The 21738-nt window shown below is 31.8% G+C and carries 23 protein-coding genes; 7 read left to right on the top strand and 16 right to left on the bottom strand.

Annotation, left to right across the window (positions count from 1 at the left end; translation table 11 throughout):
* Nucleotides 1-7: 7 nt before the first annotated feature.
* Nucleotides 8-865 carry a TerC/Alx family metal homeostasis membrane protein gene (locus tag BEE63_RS08815; RefSeq protein WP_278286430.1) on the top strand — a complete coding sequence of 286 codons (858 nt, stop codon included), beginning with the start codon at nt 8-10 and terminating at the stop codon, nt 863-865.
* 70 nt (nt 866-935) lie between these two features.
* On the opposite strand, the gene BEE63_RS08820 is transcribed toward BEE63_RS08815, so the two are convergent.
* The 5 genes from BEE63_RS08820 to BEE63_RS08840 all read right to left on the bottom strand — a co-directional run bounded on the left by BEE63_RS08820 (nt 936) and on the right by BEE63_RS08840 (nt 6064).
* On the bottom strand, nt 936-1367 hold the full coding sequence (locus tag BEE63_RS08820; protein ID WP_066021032.1) for a hypothetical protein: 432 nt from the start codon (nt 1365-1367) through the stop codon (nt 936-938).
* 203 nt (nt 1368-1570) lie between these two features.
* Nucleotides 1571-2401, bottom strand: a complete 831-nt coding sequence (locus BEE63_RS08825) for a prephenate dehydratase (RefSeq protein ID WP_066021033.1) — start codon at nt 2399-2401, stop codon at nt 1571-1573.
* 674 nt (nt 2402-3075) lie between these two features.
* Nucleotides 3076-4020, bottom strand: a complete 945-nt coding sequence (locus BEE63_RS08830; RefSeq protein ID WP_066021034.1) for a M42 family metallopeptidase — start codon at nt 4018-4020, stop codon at nt 3076-3078.
* 2 nt (nt 4021-4022) lie between these two features.
* Nucleotides 4023-5033 (bottom strand): M42 family metallopeptidase, encoded by a 1011-nt coding sequence (locus BEE63_RS08835; RefSeq protein ID WP_066021035.1) that lies wholly within the window; start codon nt 5031-5033, stop codon nt 4023-4025.
* A complete protein-coding gene (locus BEE63_RS08840; RefSeq protein ID WP_066021036.1) occupies nt 5024-6064 on the bottom strand; it encodes a M42 family metallopeptidase in 1041 nt (346 codons plus the stop codon). Before BEE63_RS08840 ends, BEE63_RS08835 begins: the two co-directional genes overlap by 10 nt.
* Nucleotides 6065-6162: 98 nt before the next feature.
* On the opposite strand from BEE63_RS08840, the gene BEE63_RS08845 reads away from it, so the two are divergent.
* Nucleotides 6163-6627 (top strand): LysM peptidoglycan-binding domain-containing protein, encoded by a 465-nt coding sequence (locus BEE63_RS08845; RefSeq protein WP_066021037.1) that lies wholly within the window; start codon nt 6163-6165, stop codon nt 6625-6627.
* Between the two features lie 124 nt (nt 6628-6751).
* Here BEE63_RS08845 and BEE63_RS08850 read toward each other — a convergent pair whose 3' ends face one another.
* The gene (locus BEE63_RS08850; protein ID WP_242874756.1) at nt 6752-7552 is read right to left on the bottom strand and encodes a biotin--[acetyl-CoA-carboxylase] ligase; all 801 of its coding nucleotides are present in this window, start codon (nt 7550-7552) and stop codon (nt 6752-6754) included.
* Between the two features lie 183 nt (nt 7553-7735).
* Here BEE63_RS08850 and BEE63_RS08855 point away from each other — a divergent pair, with 183 nt between their 5' ends.
* A complete protein-coding gene (locus BEE63_RS08855; RefSeq protein ID WP_066021038.1) occupies nt 7736-8290 on the top strand; it encodes a biotin transporter BioY in 555 nt (184 codons plus the stop codon).
* Nucleotides 8291-8308: 18 nt separating this feature from the next.
* Complete coding sequence (bioB, locus tag BEE63_RS08860; RefSeq protein WP_066021039.1) at nt 8309-9295, top strand: biotin synthase BioB; 987 nt, start codon at nt 8309-8311, stop codon at nt 9293-9295.
* Between the two features lie 177 nt (nt 9296-9472).
* Here the strand turns inward: bioB and BEE63_RS08865 are convergent, their stop codons facing one another.
* Complete coding sequence (locus BEE63_RS08865; protein ID WP_066021040.1) at nt 9473-9796, bottom strand: heavy metal-binding domain-containing protein; 324 nt, start codon at nt 9794-9796, stop codon at nt 9473-9475.
* A gap of 27 nt (nt 9797-9823) precedes the next feature.
* The gene (locus tag BEE63_RS08870; protein WP_066021041.1) at nt 9824-10150 is read right to left on the bottom strand and encodes a winged helix-turn-helix transcriptional regulator; all 327 of its coding nucleotides are present in this window, start codon (nt 10148-10150) and stop codon (nt 9824-9826) included.
* Nucleotides 10151-10276: 126 nt separating this feature from the next.
* Between BEE63_RS08870 and BEE63_RS08875 the strand changes: the two genes are divergently transcribed.
* Entirely contained in the window at nt 10277-10927 is a 651-nt protein-coding gene (locus BEE63_RS08875; protein WP_066021042.1) for a flavodoxin family protein, read from the top strand.
* A 43-nt stretch (nt 10928-10970) separates the two neighbouring features.
* On the opposite strand, the gene BEE63_RS08880 is transcribed toward BEE63_RS08875, so the two are convergent.
* From BEE63_RS08880 to BEE63_RS08895, 4 genes are all read right to left on the bottom strand, one after another.
* Nucleotides 10971-11459 carry a GNAT family N-acetyltransferase gene (locus BEE63_RS08880; protein WP_066021043.1) on the bottom strand — a complete coding sequence of 163 codons (489 nt, stop codon included), beginning with the start codon at nt 11457-11459 and terminating at the stop codon, nt 10971-10973.
* A 24-nt stretch (nt 11460-11483) separates the two neighbouring features.
* Nucleotides 11484-12413: a bifunctional helix-turn-helix transcriptional regulator/GNAT family N-acetyltransferase gene (locus tag BEE63_RS08885; protein ID WP_066021044.1), complete on the bottom strand. Its 930-nt coding sequence runs from the start codon at nt 12411-12413 to the stop codon at nt 11484-11486.
* A gap of 223 nt (nt 12414-12636) precedes the next feature.
* Complete coding sequence (locus BEE63_RS08890) at nt 12637-13314, bottom strand: transaldolase family protein (protein ID WP_066021045.1); 678 nt, start codon at nt 13312-13314, stop codon at nt 12637-12639.
* A 24-nt stretch (nt 13315-13338) separates the two neighbouring features.
* Entirely contained in the window at nt 13339-15744 is a 2406-nt protein-coding gene (locus BEE63_RS08895; RefSeq protein ID WP_066021046.1) for a glycyl radical protein, read from the bottom strand.
* A 207-nt stretch (nt 15745-15951) separates the two neighbouring features.
* On the opposite strand from BEE63_RS08895, the gene BEE63_RS08900 reads away from it, so the two are divergent.
* Both BEE63_RS08900 and BEE63_RS08905 read left to right on the top strand, forming a co-directional pair.
* Nucleotides 15952-16860 carry a glycyl-radical enzyme activating protein gene (locus tag BEE63_RS08900; RefSeq protein ID WP_066021047.1) on the top strand — a complete coding sequence of 303 codons (909 nt, stop codon included), beginning with the start codon at nt 15952-15954 and terminating at the stop codon, nt 16858-16860.
* Between the two features lie 110 nt (nt 16861-16970).
* On the top strand, nt 16971-17717 hold the full coding sequence (locus BEE63_RS08905) for a DeoR/GlpR family DNA-binding transcription regulator (RefSeq protein WP_066021048.1): 747 nt from the start codon (nt 16971-16973) through the stop codon (nt 17715-17717).
* Nucleotides 17718-17808: 91 nt separating this feature from the next.
* Here the strand turns inward: BEE63_RS08905 and BEE63_RS08910 are convergent, their stop codons facing one another.
* The 4 genes from BEE63_RS08910 to BEE63_RS08925 form a co-directional block, all read right to left on the bottom strand.
* Nucleotides 17809-18840 (bottom strand): epoxyqueuosine reductase, encoded by a 1032-nt coding sequence (locus BEE63_RS08910; protein ID WP_066021049.1) that lies wholly within the window; start codon nt 18838-18840, stop codon nt 17809-17811.
* A gap of 49 nt (nt 18841-18889) precedes the next feature.
* Nucleotides 18890-20068 carry an acetyl-CoA C-acetyltransferase gene (locus tag BEE63_RS08915; RefSeq protein ID WP_066021050.1) on the bottom strand — a complete coding sequence of 393 codons (1179 nt, stop codon included), beginning with the start codon at nt 20066-20068 and terminating at the stop codon, nt 18890-18892.
* A 119-nt stretch (nt 20069-20187) separates the two neighbouring features.
* Nucleotides 20188-20775: a TetR/AcrR family transcriptional regulator gene (locus BEE63_RS08920; protein WP_066021051.1), complete on the bottom strand. Its 588-nt coding sequence runs from the start codon at nt 20773-20775 to the stop codon at nt 20188-20190.
* Nucleotides 20776-21159: 384 nt separating this feature from the next.
* Nucleotides 21160-21732 carry a TetR/AcrR family transcriptional regulator gene (locus BEE63_RS08925; RefSeq protein WP_066021052.1) on the bottom strand — a complete coding sequence of 191 codons (573 nt, stop codon included), beginning with the start codon at nt 21730-21732 and terminating at the stop codon, nt 21160-21162.
* Between the last annotated feature and the right edge of the window lie 6 nt (nt 21733-21738).

The following is a 21738-nucleotide window of genomic DNA, read 5'->3' on the forward strand; positions in this document are numbered from 1 at the left end:
GTTATCAATTAAACTATTAAGAAAGGGTTTGATTATCATAGATACAAAAAAGGCTTTAAAGCACACATTATTTTGGGTTTTACTTGCTTTGGTATTTAATGGATTTATATACTTATTTATGGGCAAGCAAAACGCCTTAGAATTCTTAGGTGGCTATGTTATTGAGCAAAGTCTCAGTTTAGATAACCTCTTTTTATTTTTAATAATCTTTGAAAGCTTTTCTTTGTCGGGATTACATCAGAAGAAAATTTTAAGTTACGGAATATTTGGCGCCATGGTACTTAGATTAATATTCATACTCTTAGGTGTTGCTGTTATAAGCAAATTTCACTGGATATTATACGCTTTTGGAATACTTCTCATAGTAAGCGGATTTAAAATGATGTTCAAAAATGAAGATGAAAATACAGATTACAGTAACAACTTTTTCTTCAAATTAGTAGGCAAAATTATACCAATTACTAAAAACCTAGAAGGTGAACGATTTTTAATTAGAAAAAATGGCATACTCTATGCTACTCCACTTTTGGCAATACTGGTTTTAGTTGAAGGTTCTGATTTGCTATTTGCAGTGGATTCTATACCTGCTATTTTTTCAATAACAACAAACCCTTTTATAGTTTATACTTCAAACATATTTGCCATTTTGGGACTTCGTTCTATGTACTTCCTTCTAGAAAAAATTCACAATAAATTTGAATACGTTAAATACGGAGTGGCCATTATACTTATTTTCACTGGAATTAAGCTTGCAATTTTGTTTTTCCACATAGAGATTTCTATTGTTCTATCTCTTTTAATAATATTTATGATTTTGATTTTAAGTATTGTATTTTCGGTTTTAAAGGGAACAAAAGAAGAATAAATATGATTCAATTAACATATAAAGCATTGGTATCTCTACCAATGCTTTATATTACATATTACTTTGTATATTATTCTATTTCAAAATTTTCTATTTTCATAAACCATACATATGATTTTTTAGTTACCGATGACCCTTGTATAGGTACATTAAATATATAACATGGCTGTGCAATTGCTTTGCCCTCACATTCTAAATTATACCAATTTACAAAATCATCAATTTTATCTTGCGTTAAATAAAATTGTCTTGTAGTTCCATCATTCATATATAATATTAATTTAAACTTACTTGGTTCATTATCCTTTATTGTTGTTAAACATGCTGCAATCTTACCATTAGTAGTTGATACTGTACTAGTTGCTGTTCCTTCCTTTACTGCTGTTACTTTTCCACTTTTACCTACATTTGAATTACTTGCAGTATCCGCAAAAACACTTGTAAAACACCCTAGTATAACAATTAAAAATACTAACAATGACGCTTTAAATTTGTTTTTCATTCTTGTTCCTCCCTGTTTATACATTATTTTACTTATTAACAATATTATTATTGTATATTAATCATATGCGTTTAATGAAATATACATAAAAAGCATCCAAAATTAATCAGATGCTTTTTAATATTTCTATGATTTATTTTCAATGTTCTTTATATTAACATGCTTATTTAAATTCTGAAACTTTCATTAAATTTAATTCTTCGCTATATCATGAAATACGTCCCAACTACTTTTACGACACTATTATTTTTTATCTCTTCTACGGCTTCTATTAGCTTTTCATCCTTGAAATAACACCCTTCGACTTCAATAAAGAAATAATATTGTCCAAGTTCTTGCTTTGTCGGTCGTGATATTATGGATGTAAGATTTATTTTTCTTACAGCAAATTCATTTAAAACTCTCCACAATGTTCCCGGCTTGTCCGCATCTGCATCTGAAATAATTATCCCCGTTTTATATTTACTTTTAGAGTCGCACTTAAATTTTTCTTTTGAAAGCACCAAAAATCTTGTTTCATTATCATGCGAATCAGTAACATCATCAATATGATATTTAAAGTTATCAACTTTATGAAGGACAAATGTAGGGATTATAGCACCTTCATTTGAAATTCCCTCTTTTAATTTTTCTAAAGATTCTCCGTTACTTTCTGTTGTCACTATTTTTAATCTGTCATTATTTTCTAAAAATTCAGAGCATTGTCCCTGTGTTTTAAACTGTACATATATTCTTTCAACGTTTTTCATTTCAGAGTTTGCCGCAAAACCAAATTGTATTGGCACAATAAGTTCATTAACTATACTAAGATTAGTTTTGTTTAATAAATCAAGATTAATTTGAACAAACCCATCCAAAGTGTTTTCAATAGGTAATATTGCTATATCACATTCATTTTCTTCAGCCGACTTAATTACCTTTGTCATTGTAGGATATAGCCTAACCTCAACATCACTGTTGACTTTTTTCATATACTCTCTAACTGCAAATTCACTGAAGGTTCCCCTTGGCCCAAGTGTTGCTATTTTCTTCAACTACGCCACCCCTTTTTATTTGTTATATCTATATTACAACATTATTTATCTATAGTACACAGTAATAGTATTTTGAAACATTAAATAAAACTCATAAGTCTAAGCCCCAAATTATAAAAATACTAAGAAATTTTAATAACTCGCTAAAAAAATGCTCAAGCAAATTAAAATTTCTAAGTCTTTTTATAGTTTGGAACAAGACTTATTGAATTTTATTTAAACCGTTTCCAAAATACTATTACTATGTTTGGAATAAAATCAAGGTGAATTTTTCTCCGTTTCACTGCAAAAAATAATATATTAACTTGTCTAAATATTAAATATATAGATATTAAAATAAATTTTGCAATTTATGATCAAAATTTCGTAAGCACGGATGAATTTTTTCATTGCTTTACTCCTAAAGAGAAGTAACAGTGATGAAGGAACGATTTAAAAAAATTCTAATAAATCTTGGTGAAAAAATCATAAAATACTTAGAATTTCAATTTTTTTGAGATTTGCGAGTTATTAAAACTCTTAGTATTTTAAATTAATAAATTAAGTTATTAGCCGTAAACATTAAGATAGTCTGTATTTTATAAAAAAGGATAATGGGTTCTTGACCCAAGCCCCACGTATGATAAGATTCATAGAATCTTTTTAAGGTTCCAACTCACTGTTGCTTCCTTTATCTAGATATTATGGATTGTGACTAATAGTAACTTTATTACATTTTTTACGTCTTTCCTGTTTACAGTTTCATTCATTTCATTTTTGTTCTTGCAAGGTACAGCAACTGTACCTGCCTGTATTCCTCCGACTTGTCTGTGCACAGTTCCTCCATCACTTGAACTATCCGAAACACATCTTTGAATATTTATGTCGTTGTTCTCTGCAGCTTCTATAAGAACTTTTTTTATATATCTATTCATAATGAGTCCTTTCTCCATAAGAACAATGGCAGGTCCTTCTCCTAGTTTTACTACATCTTCTTTTTCTGTATTTATAGAAAAACATACATCAGGTTTTACTTCGAAGGCAACTGCTCTTGCACCTCTATTTCCTAAACATCCCTGAGTAGAAAATACAAAGTAAACTTCTTTATTAGTATCTTTAATTTTTTCTATAAGTTCCAAAAGAATATAGCATCCGATTCTATTGCTTAAATATGGGCTTATTACATTTTCACCATCTTCAAAAGTATTTCCACAAAGTACAGCAGTATCTCCTTCTTTAATATATCTTAATACTGATTCCTTTTTCTCCATTCCAGCATCTACATATAAATCTGTAATTTCAGTTTTTTCCTTTGAAGAAGTTTTTATCTCACCCTCTATTCCATTTTTGAATCTAACCTTTTTCCCTATCAAAAACTTAGCCTTTAAATCCCCTACATTTCTGATTCTAATTTTTCCGTCGCTATCTATATGGTAAACTATCACGCCCTTAGTATCCATATTTGCACTTAGCATTATCTTTTCATTCCCAGAGCCAGCTTTTGCTATGATATTTCCAAGGCTATCCTCTTTAATTTCACATGAGTATTTTTTAAGTTCTTCCTTTATAACATAAGATATATCTTTTTCTCTCCCGCTTACACCAAATGCTTCAGAAAGCTTTTTTAATAACACATCCATATTTACTTCACCTCTTTTAAACTGGATAAATACTTTTTCAAAAGTTTTACAGCATTTTCAATATCACTTATACTTGCCACAGATACAGAAGAATGTATATACCTACATGGAACTGATACAGTTGCAACTTTTGCTCCACTGCCACTTGAAACAATTGCGCCTGCATCATTTAAGCCAGTCATTGCTTCTCTTCTTTGATATGGTATGTCATTCATCTTAGCAACATTTATAATACTTTCCGTTAATTCTTCATCAAATATACTGCTTTCATCCATAATAGAAATAGCAGGCCCTTTTCCTATTTCCGTAGCCTTCAAATGTTCTGGCACACCTGGCATATCTGCACATACAGTACCTTCTAAAGCAATTCCTACTTCTGGCTGCACTTGAAAAGCTGAGACAAAAGCTCCCCTATCTCCTATTTCCTCTTGAACATTAAAAACAGCATATAAATCGCATTCATAATTTTCCTTTAAAAGTTCTATTAACACTGCGCATCCAACTCGATCATCCATTGCTTTTCCCTTAACAAGTCCATCTCCAAATTTTCCAAACTCAGTAGTAAAAACAGCATAGTCACCTAAAGAAACATATTTTTTAGCCTCTTCTTTAGATTTACATCCAATGTCTATGCAGCATTTATCATAGGATGCACTGGACTTCAATTCATCATCACTTTGAAGATGTATAGGCTTTATTCCTATAACTCCTGGAATTTTATTTTCACCTACATAAACAGCTTTTGAAGGTATTATTTTACTGTTTATTCTTCCAAGCGATGCAAACTTCATAGTCCCATCTTCATTTATTGAAGTTATTATAAAGCCAACCTCATCCATATGAGCATCAACCATTACTTTTTTACCTTTTCCATTTTTATGTGCTATTATATTTCCCATTCTATCTATCTTTATATCATCCACATAATCTTTAATTTCTTTTTTTATAATATCTCGAACACAGCCTTCAAAGGAAACCGGACTATTAGCATTACAAAGTTCTTCTAAAAGCATAAAAGTTCCTCCATTTCAACTTTATTTAACTCCTCTATAAATTTAGCCGTTAAAATACCTGTATTTTCTATATCCTTTATGTTAACAAGCTCTACAGAAGTATGCATATATTTTTCAGGTACAGATATTAAAAGCGATGGTACTCCACTTCTTGATATTTGTGAAGCCCAAGCATCACAACCTGTATTTCCAGGCTCTACCTCGATTTTGTAGGGAATATTAAATTTGTTTGCTGTTTCGATTACCTTTTTTCTCACTTTAGGATGTATATTCGGTCCCACACATATAACCGGTCCCCCTCCTACCTCATTTTCACGCTCATGGTCTCCTAGTTTTCCTCCATCAAAAGTTACATCTATTGCAATACATATGTCTGGTTTAACCTTATAGGCAGCCATTTCTGCTCCTCTATGTCCTACTTCTTCCTGACATGTACATATAAAACTTACATCTGCACCATGTTCAATTTTACTTAACTCTCTAGCACATACATACATTGCAACAATACTAGCTCTATTATCAATAGCTTTACATGCCACATTATCATTTAAGAGCTCGTAAAAATCTCTCTTTATAGTAACATAATCTCCAATATTTACAATTCCTTTTAATTTTTCAGTGCTCATCCCTGTATCTATCAAAAGATCACTTACTGGAATAGCCTCTTCTTTTTCCTTTTCACTCATAAGGTGTGGTGGTTTTATACCTATAATTCCAAGCAAATCTTTTTTACCATGAATAATAACTTCTTGAGATATTAAAACTTTTGGATCTATACCTACACCCTTAAACTTCAAAAATCCATTTTCAAGAAATTCACTTACCATTAGAAAAACTTCATCAGCATGTGCCATTAAAGCCACTCTACCAATTCCTTTTCCTTTCTTGGTTATATAAATGTTGTTTGATTTATCCATTTTTACATCTGCAAATTTAGAAAACTCCTCATTCACAGTATCATACAATTTATTTTCTAAGCCACTCGGTGCATCCTTTAAACATAATTTCTTTAAAAACATTTTTGTATTCAATTTTTTCACCTACCAAACTATAATTAATTTTTTAAAATATGTATAAAAATTTTTTGTTAGTCAATAATTACCAATAGATAAGGAAAGAGGTGTTCCTAATGAGTAAAAACAAACTACTTTTTATATTGTTTTTAATTTGTGTATTTATTGCAGGAAGTGGGATAGTTTACTACGATCAATCTAAACAAAAACATGAAGCTTCTGTTGCATTACAAAATAAGCAGACCCATGAAACTAGGCAAGAGCAATCATCTAGTAATTCTAATACCAACGACACAGCTGCTATAAGCACTAGTCAGAACATGAAAAATGCAGATAATACTACGACTTCATATGAAATTGTAAAAACAGTTTCACAAGATTCTGATTATGTCTATATAAAATATAGATTAAAATCTGGCGATCATCTTTGGAGTTTAGCTGAACACTTTATGCCAACATATAAAACTAGTGGCGTTATAAATGATATTGAGCAGCATAATAGTCTACAAAATAATAATCTCTTATCAGTTGGTAATTCTATAGTAATTCCTGCTGAAAAGAAAGTTTTAACAAGCAAATAAACTAACTTATTAACCACTACATAAATGTTCTGCCTACTGTTGGTAAGCAGTAGGCAGAATATTTAATATCAATCCCCAATTATTATATAAAATAAAAAACCCTAGCCGTTAACTCCCCCTATGACTAGGGTTTCTTATTTTTTTGACATTCCAATAAATTATTATATAGGGGTTCTATATTATTTACTATACTGCACAAAATATCTTTTCTTAAAAATATTTTATTCCTGCTTATCCTTAGAGAAGTAGCTTTGGAGTCTAACCCTTGTGGAAATTCACCTTGATTCACATTAATACCTATACCTATAATGATATAATTTAATAAATTTAATTCTCCATCCATTTCTGTTAGGATTCCGCATACTTTTTTTTCACCTATAAAAATATCATTAGGCTTTTTTATAAAAATATTGCTTTCAAGCTTTTTAAGTGATTTTCCTACAGCTTCAATTGATAAATTGGTAATTTCAGAAGCAAACTCAGGACTAATTTTGGGTCTTAATATTATGGACATCCATATTCCTTCACCTTTAGGCGAATACCAGTCCTTCCCCATACGTGCCTTCCCTAGTACCTGTTCTTCGGCAATTACAATAGTACCTTCCTCTTCTCCCTGTTCTGCCAATTTTTTCGCCTCAATATTAGTGGAACTTACAGAATCAAAATGTACAATCTTTCTTCCTATAAATTTAGTTTTAAGTCCACTCTTTACCTCTTCGTATGTAAGTATATCTGGAGACTCCATTAACCTATATCCTTTATTGGTAACAGAGGAAATTACGTAGCCCTTCTCTTTTAAGGATTTTATATTTTTCCATATAGCTGTTCTAGTTATTCCAAGCTCATCGCTTAGCATTTGTCCTGAGACAAATTTATCACTTTTTTGTTTTAATATATCCAATATTTTATCTTTTATACATGTCATCGCATGCACCTCCATGAATTTCACTTGAGATACTGAGGCAAACTTACAATTTTTAAATAATAAACATCTAAATTTATTTTATCACATTAAGAAAATATTGACATAACTAAATTAAAATCTTATAATGCAATTGTTAACTATTATTTATTATTTGGTTAACAATTGTATTGTAAGGAGGAAAATATGAAAATCAGTACAAGAAATTTAATTTTAATACCACTATTTACTGCTATGACAATCATAGGAGCATTTATAAAAATTCCTATTGGCACAATACCCATAACTCTTCAATTTTTATTTGTAGCCCTTTCAGGTGTTCTTTTGGGACCAATTTATGGTGCTATATCTCAACTTTTATATGTAGTTTTAGGTCTTATTGGTCTACCTGTATTCACTTCTGGAGGAGGACTATCTTATATCTTTACTCCAAGCTTTGGTTACCTTATAGGCTTCATACTGGCAGCTTTCATAATTGGTAAAATAGTATATAATAAAAAGCCAAGCTTTGTAAGGATTTTATTATCCTGTATTTTAGGACTTATTATAGTTTATTTATTAGGCACAGTTTATCTATATATAATTTTAAATTACATATCAGGGAAATCAGTTACTTTCTGGCAATCAGTTAAATTAGGAGTATTGATGTTCATACCTGGTGATTTAGCAAAATGTGTTTTAACTACATTTTTAGGTACAAAAGTACTTCCTGTTTTAAATAAAAATTTACTAACTAACTAATTTTTAGGAGATGTTTTTATGAAAACTCAATGGGATAATATATTATCTATAGGTTCAAACGTTCTCTCTGGTCAAGAAATAAATCTGGGGGAAGCTTTAACCCTTGCAAAATCTAATGGGAGTGACATATTTTTACTATGCAGTTTTGCTAATAAAATAAGAGAAAAGTTTAACGGTAATCATGTTGATTTGTGTTCAGTGATAAATGCAAAATCAGGAAATTGCAGTGAAGATTGCGCTTTTTGTTCACAATCCTGTCATCATAAAACTGATATAAAGTGTTATTCGCTCCTTAATGAGGATAAAATATTAAATATGGCGGTACAAAATGAAAAATCCGGTGCAAGACACTGTGATATCGCTACAAGTGGCCTTGGCTATAATGGAACTGAAAAAGATTTTAAAACTATTCTAAGAGCTTTTAAGAAAATGAAGGAGAACACAAATTTAAAATTATGTGCTTGCCTTGGCGTTCTTACTGAAGATGCAATGAATAAACTAGCGGCTGTTGGCGTTGAAAGATATAACCACAATTTAGAAACCGCAAGAAGTTTTTACAGTAATATTGTTTCAACTCATGGTTATGATGAAAGAATTGACACTATAAAATATGCCAAAAAAGCAGGCATGGAAGTTTGCTCCGGTATGATTATTGGATTAGGTGAAACTATTGAGCAAAGAATTGAACACTCATTTTTGCTAAAAGAATTGAATGTAGATGCAGTTCCTGTCAACATACTAAATCCAGTAAAAGGTACAAGACTTCAAAATGCAAAACCACTACCTCCACTAGAAATACTTAAAACTTTTGCAATAATTCGTTTTATATTACCTACTAAAATAATACGCTATGCTGGCGGAAGAGAAAAAAATCTCAGAAGCCTTCAACCCCTTGGATTTGTTGCTGGACTAAATGGAATGCTTATAGGAAATTACTTAACTACAACGGGGCAAAATGTTAATGATGACTTTAATATGCTTAAGGATTTAGAGCTGAACTATTAATTTATAAAAATCTCTAAACTTAAAACATTTGATTTATTTCCTGAAATCATAAGCAAGTATACCGATCTCAATCTACTTTTTCTGTTCACTCATTTCACTTGCTTATGATCCTTAAACAAAGTAAAAACAGTTCTTAAAATAATTAGTCATATATCTATAACATTCTCTGTAGTAATCTTATTCGTCTTTTTCTATTACAACTGCAGTTCCAAATGCAAGAACTTCACTCATATTTTGGCCAATTTCACTAGAATCAAATCGCATCATAACTACTGCATTTGCTCCCATTGCAGCCGCATTTTTAACGAGACGTTCTACTGCTTGTTTACGTGCATCTTCAAGCATAGCAGTATACTCATGAATTTCTCCACCTACAAGACTTCTTAATCCAGCAAGTATATTTCCGCCTAAGCCCCTACTTCTAACAATCAATCCAAAAGCTTGCCCTTTTACCTCTTTAACCTTATACCCTGTTATATTTTCAGTTGTTACAACTAACATTATTATTCATCTCCTAATAATATAAATTTATTTTTTAATATGCTTATTACCCCATTCACTCATAAGCTCAAGAATTGGTATTAATGTCATTCCCTCTTCAGTCAATGAATATTCAACTTTAGGTGGAACTTCATTATATTGTTCCCTATGAACTAAATTGCTAGTTTCAAGCTCTTTTAGCTGCACACTTAATGTCTTATGAGCAATGGGCTCTAAACTATCTCTTAATCTATTATATCTTATTACTCTAGCTTTATATATTTTCCATAATATAATCCACTTCCATTTCCCCTCAACTATAGACATTGTATATCTCATTCCACAGTTTCCATATTTATCTTCAAAGCTATCCATAAATCTGGCTCCTTTACTTACCTTTTAGTTACAATGTAACAAATAAGTGCGTACTTATTTGTTTTTTTACTATGATATATAATCATAGCATAAAGTAAATTAGACATACAAATGGAGGTATAATTAATGAGAGTAATAGCTATTAATGGAAGCCCAAGAGAAAACAAAAATACAGCCACTCTTCTTACTAAAGCACTTGAAGGAGCATCTTCATGTGGTACTGAAACGGAACTTATTCATCTTTATGAGCAAAATTATAAAGGCTGTATAAGCTGTTTTTCATGTAAATTAAAAAATGGCAAAAGTTATGGGAAGTGTGCTTTAAAGGATGATTTAACACCTATTCTTGAGAAAGTTTCAAATGCTGATGCAATTATTTTTGGCTCTCCAATATATTTACACTCAGTTACTGGAGCTATGAAATCTTTTTTAGAAAGACTCATATTTCAATATTTAGTTTATGATGTAAATCATCCAAGCCTTTTTCAAAGAAAAATACCAGCTGGATTCATTTATACAATGAATGTAACCAATGAGAAGTTTAAAGCTGAATATGAAGATGATCTAAAACCTATTCAAGAATATATAGAAAAAACCTTTGGCTCTTTTGAATCCTTAGTTGTAAATGACACATACCAATTTAATGATTATTCAAAATATGTTGCCCCCTTATTTGATGAAAGAAAAAAGAGAAAAGTTAGAGAAGAACAATTCCCAAAGGATTGTCAAAATGCATTTGATATGGGAGTACGATTTGCTAAACAAACTCTTAGGTAATATTCATCATCATTGACAAAATATGATTGCAACTATCATAAAATTATCTATTCAAATCTAATTTCATATAGATTGAGGTATCCATTGGACTATTATTATATGATTCAATTTCATAAAATCCAAACTTCTTATATAAATATATAGCTCCCTTTAAAAAAGGTAGTGTATCTAAAAGCATATTTTTATACCCAATTGTTTTAGCATCATCAATAATTGTTTTAACTAGCTTATTTGCAATTTTTTGTCCTCGAAATGCGGGTTTAACATACAATCTCTTCATTTCGCAGTTTTCATCATCTACCTTCTTTAAACCAATACATCCAGCAGCTTCATTTTGCACTTTTACTATATACAATCTACCTTCTGGCATGCCATATTTATCCTCTAAGTGATCAATTTCATAATCATAATTTTGCAGCTCCAAATACTTTGCAAAATCCTCGTCATTCTCAACTAGCATTTTTGTATATTCTAAAAATAATTTTTTAATTTCTTTTTCATTATCATAAGCAAGTTTAATTTCTATTTTCATATTATAAGCCCCCCTAGCCTCTTATTATAATTTCAATTCAAACTCAAGTTCAGTCACATTTTCTTTCCATGAATCATTTGTCTTTTCTGATTTCTTCACAAACCCAGTCTTTGTATACATCTTAATTGCCCTACTTAAATCATCTGTTGTATCTAAATAAACACTCTTATATTTTTTTGATTTAGCAAAATCGAGAACCTTATCTAATAGTTTCTTACCAAGTCCAATTTTACGATAGTATGGATTAATCAAGAACCATCTAAGCTGTGCCCTTTCCCCATGTCCTACAATTCCAATGCAACCTATTATGTTTCCGCTATGCTCAGCACACCATAAATGGTCTTTATCTGGATTATAATTAATTAAAAACTCATAAAATGATTCAGCTACATATGCTTCAAAAGCTGTAGAATATCCATACTCTTCTTTATATATAAGTCCATGCATATATGTAATATATCCAATATCTCCAGATCGCACATCCGTACGGATACTAATATCATCTAACTTTATATTTTTACCATTAGATAAAATAGTTTCTATTGATACCATGTTATGAACTAAGAAGTTTTTATCAATTTCTGTTAGTGGTTTTATTATTTTCGCTATTTGTTCATCTGAACTATTATTTAAATCATCCATTCTTTCTTTTCCGTCTGATGTAAGATATAAATATTGTGCTCGACCATCTTCGGATGACTTTTCTTTCCTCAATAGTCCCATCTTATGAAACTTTTTCAATATTCTACTTAAATATCCCGCATCCATACATAAAATATCTACCAACATTTTAGATGTACACTTTTCTGTTTTTCCAATTTCATGCAGTACACGCACTTCTGATAATGATAAATCACTTTCTAAAATATATTGATCTAATAGTCCTAATATATTTGTATAATAACGATTAAATCCTCTAATAACACTAACTTTATTCTTAAGATTTTTATTCATATCAAAATATCCTCCTACCATTTATAAAAAATTATAAATAATATGTTTGCCTTTGTCAACTATTTTATTTGCTTTTGTCAACTTATGTATATTTAAAAGTTACTTTTTGGTAAATACAACAAGAGCCTTAATCACCACTATATTGGTAATTAAGACTCTTTATTTAATCATAAAAATTAATTACTAAAGCATATCTACTTCAATTAACTGTTTTCTGCCCACTCTAACAGTTGCTCATTGTTTTTCCTTTACCTACTAGTCCCTCAAAGTCCCTTACAAAATCATCAACGGCTGATGTAATTGCCTGATTTTTTACTAGTCCCTCAATGACATCCGGTGCAACTGTGGCTGATCCAATACCATATTCACATAATTCCAATATCTGCTGAGAATTTTTAAAACTTGCCGCTAATACTTCTGTTTTTAATCCATTGTTCTTAAAAATGTCATGAATACTTTTAGCTACTCCGATGCCGTTATACCCCATATTGTCAATACGATTGATATAAGGTGCTGAATATGAAGCACCACATTTTGCAGCTAAAAATCCCTGCATTGGTGTATAAACAGCTGTTGCCGTAACTAAAATACCTTCTTTCGTCAGTGCCTTCATAGCTTTAAAGCCTTCAGGGACAGATGGAATTTTCACATAAGTACCCTTCCCCAATCTTTGAACAATGCAGTGAGCATCTTCTATCATTCCATCTGCATCTTTTGCTGCAACCTGCACATGAAGTTCTGCTTTATCTCCAATAAATGAACGAATCTCTGTCAGTACATCATATGGGCTTCTCCCAACCTTAGCTAAAATAGATGGATTAGTTGTTACCCCGTCTACCGGGTAAAATTCATAAATATGTTTAATGAGGTCAATGTGAGCATCATCAATAATTAATTTCATATCTTTTCTCCTTTTCACTCTTTTTTATAAAGTCTGCTCTGTACGTTCAATAATATCGTCCTGTGTTTTTTTAGATAGAACATTGAAAAATGCACTATAACCAGCAACACGTACAATCAAATCTCTGTGATCCTCAGGATGTTTCTGTGCATCTATTAATGTCTCTCTGCTGACTACATTAAACTGAATATGATATCCATGCAGTCTATTAAAAAATGTCCTAAGTAGCATAATCAGTTTTTCTTTATTCTCCTCTTTAGAAAGCATTTGCGGTGTCACCTTCTGGTTTAAGAGCACGCCTCCTGTAATTTCTTCTGTTGGAAGCTTAGATACACTCTTAAGCACTGCGGTTGGACCATTCTTGTCAGCTGCATGACTTGGAGAACATCCTTCTGCAAGAGGTTCACCTGACTTTCTTCCATCGGGTGTTGCCAAAGTACCAGCTCCCTGTGGAACATTTGCTGAAATAGAAGAAGTTCCAGCATAATAAATACCACCGATTGGTCCTCTTCCATAACGAGTATTATGATATTTTTTCATCTCATCAATATAAACGTTATAAGCATTCACTACTAGCTCATCTACATAATTATCATCATTTCCATATTTAGGGGCATCCTGAAGCAATGTACGGATTCTCTCATTTTTTTCTCCAGTAAAATCAGACTGTAATGCCTCCCAAAGTTCTGCTGGTGTTGCCTTTTTATCTTCAAATACAACTTTTTTTATTGCTGCTAAGCTATCAGCTAGATTGGCAATTCCTACTTGAAGATCACTGATAAAATCGTATACTGCACCCCCTTCTTTCATATTAAGACCACGCTCAATGCAATCATCCGTAAGTGCTGAGCAAAGAATATCAGCTGTATCCTGTTCCAATACCATATCACAGGTAGCATCAATAATCGTACACTGACGGCACATCTCACGAATCACTTTATCCCAACATTCAAGAACCTGATTGAAACTAGTAAAATTTTCAAAATGTCCAATGCCTTCGCATAATTTTTTACCAGAGCTTGGATCTACGCCATCATTCATAGCTATCAAAAGTGCTTTAGGAAAGTTTAGAAAACTCATACCAGTACAGCGATATCCCCATTTCCCAGGTACAGCTGTCTCTACACATCCAATAGCACTATAATTATAGGCATCTTCAGGTTTTACACCCTTATTAATAAAACTTGGTATAATTATTTCATCATTGTTAAACGCTGGCATACCGAAACCACATCTTACTACTTCTATACATTCCTTCATGAATTCACTTGTGAGTCCATGATGATATCTAACTGTAAGATTCGGCTGTGTAAGATGACATTTTGCAACGCTTTTTAAAATAAGCCAAGACATTTTATTCGTTGCATCTTTTCCATCAGTAGTCTGACCTGCTACTGTTACATTCTGATACAAAGGAGACCCGGCTGAAAACTGTGTATGACTCCAGGAACGAATTTTATTAATTGTATAAGTTTTTAGCCAAAGATTACACATAAGCTCACATGCATTATCTTCTGTAATTCTGCCTGCTCTAAGGTCTGCCTCATAATATGAATTTAAATATTGATCCATTCTGCCATAGGATAAGCTGTGTCCATTTGATTCAATCTGCAAAATTAGGTGCATCATCCATAAACTTTGCACTGCTTCTCTAAAATTATCCGCAGGCTCATAAGGAACCTTTGTTAATATACGGCTCATTTCAAGAAGTTCTAACTTTCGCTTTTCATCCTTTTCCTCTGCTGCCATCTTCTTTGCAAGTTCAGAGTAACGTCCAGCAAACTTTTTAACTGCTTCTACTACAATAAGTATTGCTCTATAGAAATAACTCTTATGAATATTTTTATAATCTGTCAAATCTAAAGCATCCAGTTTTTCTTTTGCTCTTCTTTCATAATCCTTTAACCCAACTTGCAGCATTTTTCCATAATCAACTGCACAGTGAGCATCCCCAGATGTAATATTTCCTTCAGACTTAATAATTCCAAGATCATAATATAATTTTGAATGTGGAGGGAAAGCAGCTAGTCCTCTATCAAGCAAAGTATTATGTTCCCAGAAAGGAGCAATATCTCGAAGCTTCCCTTTATTTTCCTCCGTAATATAAAATACATCCCCATCACGATGTTCAAATTCATCAAGTTCATCAATAACCCATTTCATAGCATATTCAGGAAAAATCGGTGCACTTCTGTTTGTAGATGCCTGATTTCCTGCTATCATTGTCTGTGGTTCAATGAAAATTGTCATCTTCTCAAGCACGTTTTTAAGCATCAATGCTCTTTTTAACGCCAGTGGCTGATCACAATTCTCCTTATATGTTTCTGTTGTAATTATTGCACGTTCTACACATACCTGTGGTTTTGCATTCAATAATTCTTCACGGAAATTTTTCATTCTTGGTGTTAATTCTCCAAAATAACTGCTCATGGTTTCCCTCCTTTTATGTTCGTAACTCAATTATATTTCGTTTGTAATTTAATAATATTATTATTCATATATTTTGTCAACATTAATTTTGTATATAATCATATTATCTTTCATTCGTAACTACTTTTTATTTACATTTAAATAATGATATGCTAAGATAAACATACTAAATAAATAATCATATAAAAAGAAAGGAATGAAACTAATATGAATGAGACTTCTAAATCCGGTATTATTTTTAACATTCAAAAATTCAGCTTAAACGATGGTCCTGGAATACGTACCGTTATTTTTTTCAAAGGCTGTCCCTTAAAATGTAAATGGTGTGCAAACCCAGAAAGTCAGAGTTCTAAAATTCAAATTTTATATGATAAAGAAAAATGCCTCGGTTGTAAAAAATGTATATCCATTTGTCCATCAAATGCAATTTTTAATAAAAATGATGAAATATTTATTCATGATAATCTTTGCTCAGGATGCCAGAAATGTGTGCTAAACTGTCCTGGACATGCATTAAAATCAGAAGGTGAAAGTAAAACAATAACTGAAATTCTAGATATATGCCTACAAGATAAAGTTTTTTATGAGGAAAGTGGCGGAGGAATCACTCTGTCTGGAGGGGAAGCCCTCATGCAACCTGACTTTTCTATAGCAATTTTAAAAGCATTAAAAAGCTTCAACATTCACACTGCCATAGAAACAACGGGTTTTGCATCCCCAGAAATTTTTGACAAAGTGACTGAGTATATTGATCTATTGCTCTTTGATATGAAACATTGGAATGAAAAAAAGCACATAGAGGGAACTCAGGTATCAAACAAACTGATTCTAGAAAATATGAAACGGGCTATTGCTTCTGGTAAAAAAGTTCTTCCAAGACTTCCTGTTATACCTGGATTCAATAATACCTTGGAAGATGCCATGGGATTTGCAGAGAGATTACACGAAGTAGGCTCCAATAAAATTCAGCTGCTTCCCTTCCATCAGTTCGGTGAAAAGAAATATGATATGCTGGGAAAAGGATATTCATTTTCTAATATACCTGCTCTGCACGAAGAGGATTTAACTAAATTCCGTCAAGTTTTTATTGACAATGGAATAGATGCTTTCTTTTAATTAGACTACTCAAATACTTATATTAGCTTTCATTCGAAACTAAATTTTATTGAAAAAGTAACTATTTTCTGCTATAGTTTATGCATACAAATAAGATTGGAGTCATAAATATGAAAAACAGATCACATGAAATACTTGAATTACTTACAAAAGAAAATAAAATAGAAGTGTCTTTGCTTGCGGAAAAATTAGGGGTAAGTCAGGTAACTGTAAGAAAGGACCTAGATAAGCTAGAAAGCAAGGGTATCATAAAGCGTGAACACGGTATTGCCCTTCTTTGCAGTACGGATGATATTAACGGCAGAATCGCTTATCACTATGAAACCAAGCGACAAATTGCAATAAAAGCAACAGAACTTATATCAGATGGCGATACTATCATGATAGAAAGTGGAAGCTGCTGCGCCCTTTTTGCAGATGCTTTAACTGCTTTAAAAAAAGATTTGACCATCATTACAAACAGTGCCTTTATTGCTGATTACATTCGCGGTAAGTCAAATTTTCAGGTTATATTGCTCGGGGGAATTTATCAACAGGATTCTCAAGTTATGGTCGGTCCAATGATCCGCCAGTGCGCTGAAAATTTCTGTGTTGACCTATTCTTTATCGGAACGGATGGTTATTCTTCAAGAGCTGGTTTTACAAACCGCGATCAAATGCGTGCTCAGGCTGTCCGTGATATGGCTCTCCAGGCTGAGCAGGTTGTAGTTTTAACAGAAAGTGAGAAATTCTCCAAGCATGGCGTTATTCCCTTAAATTTAAAGAATGGAGTTAAAATCGTTATAACAGATACTCAGATTCAGGATCAAATTGCTTCCGAACTTAACAATCACAATATTCGTGTGATAACTATTTAGTTCTTATTTTTGAAACAAAGCAAAAGGAGAATTGCCTCCAAAATCTAGACTAATTCTCCTTCTTTATTTTAAATGTCTATTTGCTTCATTTTTATTGCAAACAAAGCTCCTTACAAATTAATGAGGCCATTTCGCTCACTTTATTATTTTCATTATTGCATGCATCTATAATAAGTGATTTATAATTTTCCTTGTAGTTATTGCGCATATAACACAAGGCATCTACTTTCCACTTCCAAAGATTTTCTGGCGATAAATAGAAAAACTTCGGCTGTACCTTTTCGCGATAAAAATTTTCCTCCATCTTCAAAATATTTTCTGGAGTCAATGAGGAAGCTAGCTCCTTAAGTCCTGGAAATTCCATTTCACCCTTCCACTTTCCTTTATTCATAGGGCATACATCTTGACAAATGTCGCATCCATAAATGCAGTTTCCAAACGATTTACTTAGCGATTCTGGCGGCAAATTACCAAAAGCAAAGGTTGTCAAAAATGAAACACATTCTATTGGTGACATGGTATATGGCGCAGAAAGTGATTTAGTAGGGCACGATTTCATGCATAGATTACAAGATTTTGGACACTGCATAACATTATTTGTTTCCTTTAGTTCCATTTCCCTGTCAGTTACCCAAGCTTCAAGTTGAACCCATGAACCAGATTCTGTATATAAAAAATTATTTCTACGAATAATGCCAATTCCAGCCTGCATAGCCGCCCATCGCATTCCTACTACTCCAAATTTTTGATCTGTTTTTACCTTTAGTCCAAGTTCCACCATATACTTTTCCAGCGCACAATTATTCTGATATTCTTTTGTGTTTTTATCCACACGTGTATCAAATAAATACGTCTTAGCTATATGACCTTTTAACTCTTCTGGAATCTTGTATTTTCCATATGCTGCTGTTACCACTACCACAGATTTTGCCCATGGATATATTTTCTTAGGATTAGCCAAATGCTGCTGACTCTGATAGAACATCTTTGATTTTGGAACTTTATTCATACGTTCATTAAATTTTTCGGCATATCCATCCATTAAATCAATTGGGATAATACCACATTTTTCATAACCAAGTTCATAAGCCTTTTTTTGAATCATTTGCGCAATTGTACTCATACTAAAATCCTCCCTACCGAATTGAACCTATTTATTGTCACATCACTTTCTATTCTCTCTCAACTACTATAGCTGTTCCCTGACCACCACCAATACACAGTGTAGCTAATCCCTTTTTTGCATTTCTCTTTTTCATAGCATATAGTAAAGTTACAAGAATACGTGCTCCAGATGCCCCAATAGGATGTCCAAGAGCTATAGCACCACCATTTACATTTACCTTATTCATATCTAATTTTAAATCTCTAGTTACTGCTATACTTTGAGATGCATAGGCTTCGTTAGCTTCAATTAAATCCAGATCCTCAGGTTTTAAATTAATTTTATCTAAAGCTGCTTTAGTTGCATGAAATGCTCCATATCCCATTATTGTAGGATCTAATCCAGCTGATCCATAAGAACTGATTTTTGCAAGTGGTTTTATTCCTAAAGCTTTAGCTTTGTCCGCACTCATTATTACTAAAGCTGCTGCTCCATCATTTAATCCAGATGCATTTCCAGCTGTAACGGTTCCGTTTTCCTTAAAAATAGGCTTAAGTTTTCTTAGCGCTTCTATAGTATTGCCAAACCTAGGGAACTCGTCTTGTCCAAATACTATTTCACCTTTTTTTGTCTTTATTACTACAGGAACTATCTCATCTTTAAACTCTCCATTTTTAATGGCTCTTTCAGCTTTCTGTTGTGATAAAAGTGAAAATTCATCCTGCTCTTCCCTTGTTACCTTCCATCTTTCTGCAACATTCTCGGCAGTCATTCCCATATGATAATCATTAAAGGCATCCCATAAACCATCCTTTATCATTTCATCAACCAGTTCATCATTACCCATTCTCTGTCCCCATCTTGCATTATTTATTAAAAATGGCGCATTAGACATATTTTCCATACCACCTACTACAAGCACATCTGCATCTCCAGCTTTTATTATTTGGGCTGCCAGACTTACAGATCTTAGTCCTGAACCGCAAACCTTATTAATAGTAAATGCAGGTATTTCTACAGATAATCCAGCTTTTACAGCTGCTTGTCTTGCTGGGTTTTGTCCTAAGCCTGCTTGAAGTACATTGCCAAAAATAACTTCATTAATTTCTTCTGGTTTTATATTTGCTCTTTTAACAGCTTCCTTTATTACTATGGCTCCTAATTCTGTCGCAGGTACACCCTTTAAAGTTTTTCCATAAGCTCCTATTGCAGTTCTAACTGCACTTACTATTACTACATCTTTCATATTTCCATTCCTCCTAATTTATAATAGACCAGTTTGTTCATTGTTTTTAAAAATTTATGTGCTGAACATACTATTTAATTTTTTCAGCACAATATATTTTCCTACTTTTAATGCAGTTTTTATTTACTTACTACTTCAAAATCCTCATACACCTTTATAAGATCTTTTAACATCATTCTCAAAGTATCAACATCTTTGCCAAGCCTATAATACACTAAATATCCTTCATATATTGCAAAAGCACGATTTGCTAATATATATTTTTCATCCTCAGGTACTCCAGAATATTTAAAAATTGAAGCAAATAAACTTATTAACTTTTTCATAGAATTATAATAATGTTCCGAAAGATCAGTATCCGAAAAAGCTATTTCTAATCCCAATACAGCAAAAGGACAACCGTAATGTTTTCCCTCTTCTGCTCTTTGAATCATTTCTCCAACTAAATCTGTTATGAATTCATTCCAGTTTTTATCTTTTGATTTTTCTATCATCCAGTCTGCAAGTTTTTTCTCAAAATACTGTGAAACACTAACAGCTAAGTCTTTTTTGCTTGCAAAGTGAAAATAAAATGATCCTTTTGGCAAACCTGTACCTGCTAGGATATCATTAATACCTGTAGCATTATACCCATTTTTTAAAAATAGTTCTGCAGCACACTCTATAAGTTTTATTTTTGATTGTTCACCTTTTGTTGTCTTAGCCATTTTATAATCCCCTTACATTTAATTTGCTTAATTTAATATTAGACCATTCTGTTTGTTTTGTCAACTGTCCTTACTGATGAGTTTAGTTGGATAGAGTATAAAACTCACGATAATATTTACGTTGTAGCGAATACTCCAAATGGGAGAATCTACTTAGACAAAATGATTATGAATCCTAATGATACCCAAGTTGTCCACCATATTAATCTTAATCCATTGGATTGTAAGAGAAGCAATATGGAGATAGTGAATATTTAATACTTTGCACTTATTAATAAATAATATACTAAATAGTAGTACCCTTTTTTACAGGCAACTACTATTTAATATATTATTTCTTTAGTTTATGCTATAGCTTTAAATATTATTTTATTTAAAGACGTCTTAAATATCAGTGCCTTCAAATAAGACAGAATTCATTCTATTAGCTAATTGTAAATCATTTTCATTTTCTCCAAGCTCAAGCCACAATTGAAAGGATGTTAATACAAATGATGCATAATGACCGCATATGTATTCGTTTGAAATATTATATTTACTTACAAAGTTGATTTTATTTAAATAATAATAACATCCTTCTATTAATAGTTTTTTTAATTCATCATATAAATCAGCAGATTCAGTATGTACATTAATCAGTGCTTTTATAATATTTTTTCTCTTTGAAAAAAGCTTAAGCATATCAGAACCTACTTTAGTAAAGTCATCTAAATTATTTAAATTGAATCTACTCCTAAGGTATGGTTTAAATTTATTTATAATTTCTTCAACCATTTTATTAAGTAAATCGTATTTGTCACAGTAATGATCATAAAAAGTTGAGCGACCGATTAATGCCCTATCGCAAATATTTTGAACTGTTATATTTTTAAAATCTTTTTCCAATAACAAGTTAGAAAAAGTATTTTTTATATTTTCACGAGTTTTTAGCACTCTTAAATCAGTTTTATAATTCATCTATAT

The sequence above is a fragment of the Clostridium pasteurianum genome (assembly GCF_001705235.1).
Taxonomy (GTDB): Bacteria; Bacillota; Clostridia; order Clostridiales; family Clostridiaceae; genus Clostridium_S; species Clostridium_S pasteurianum_A.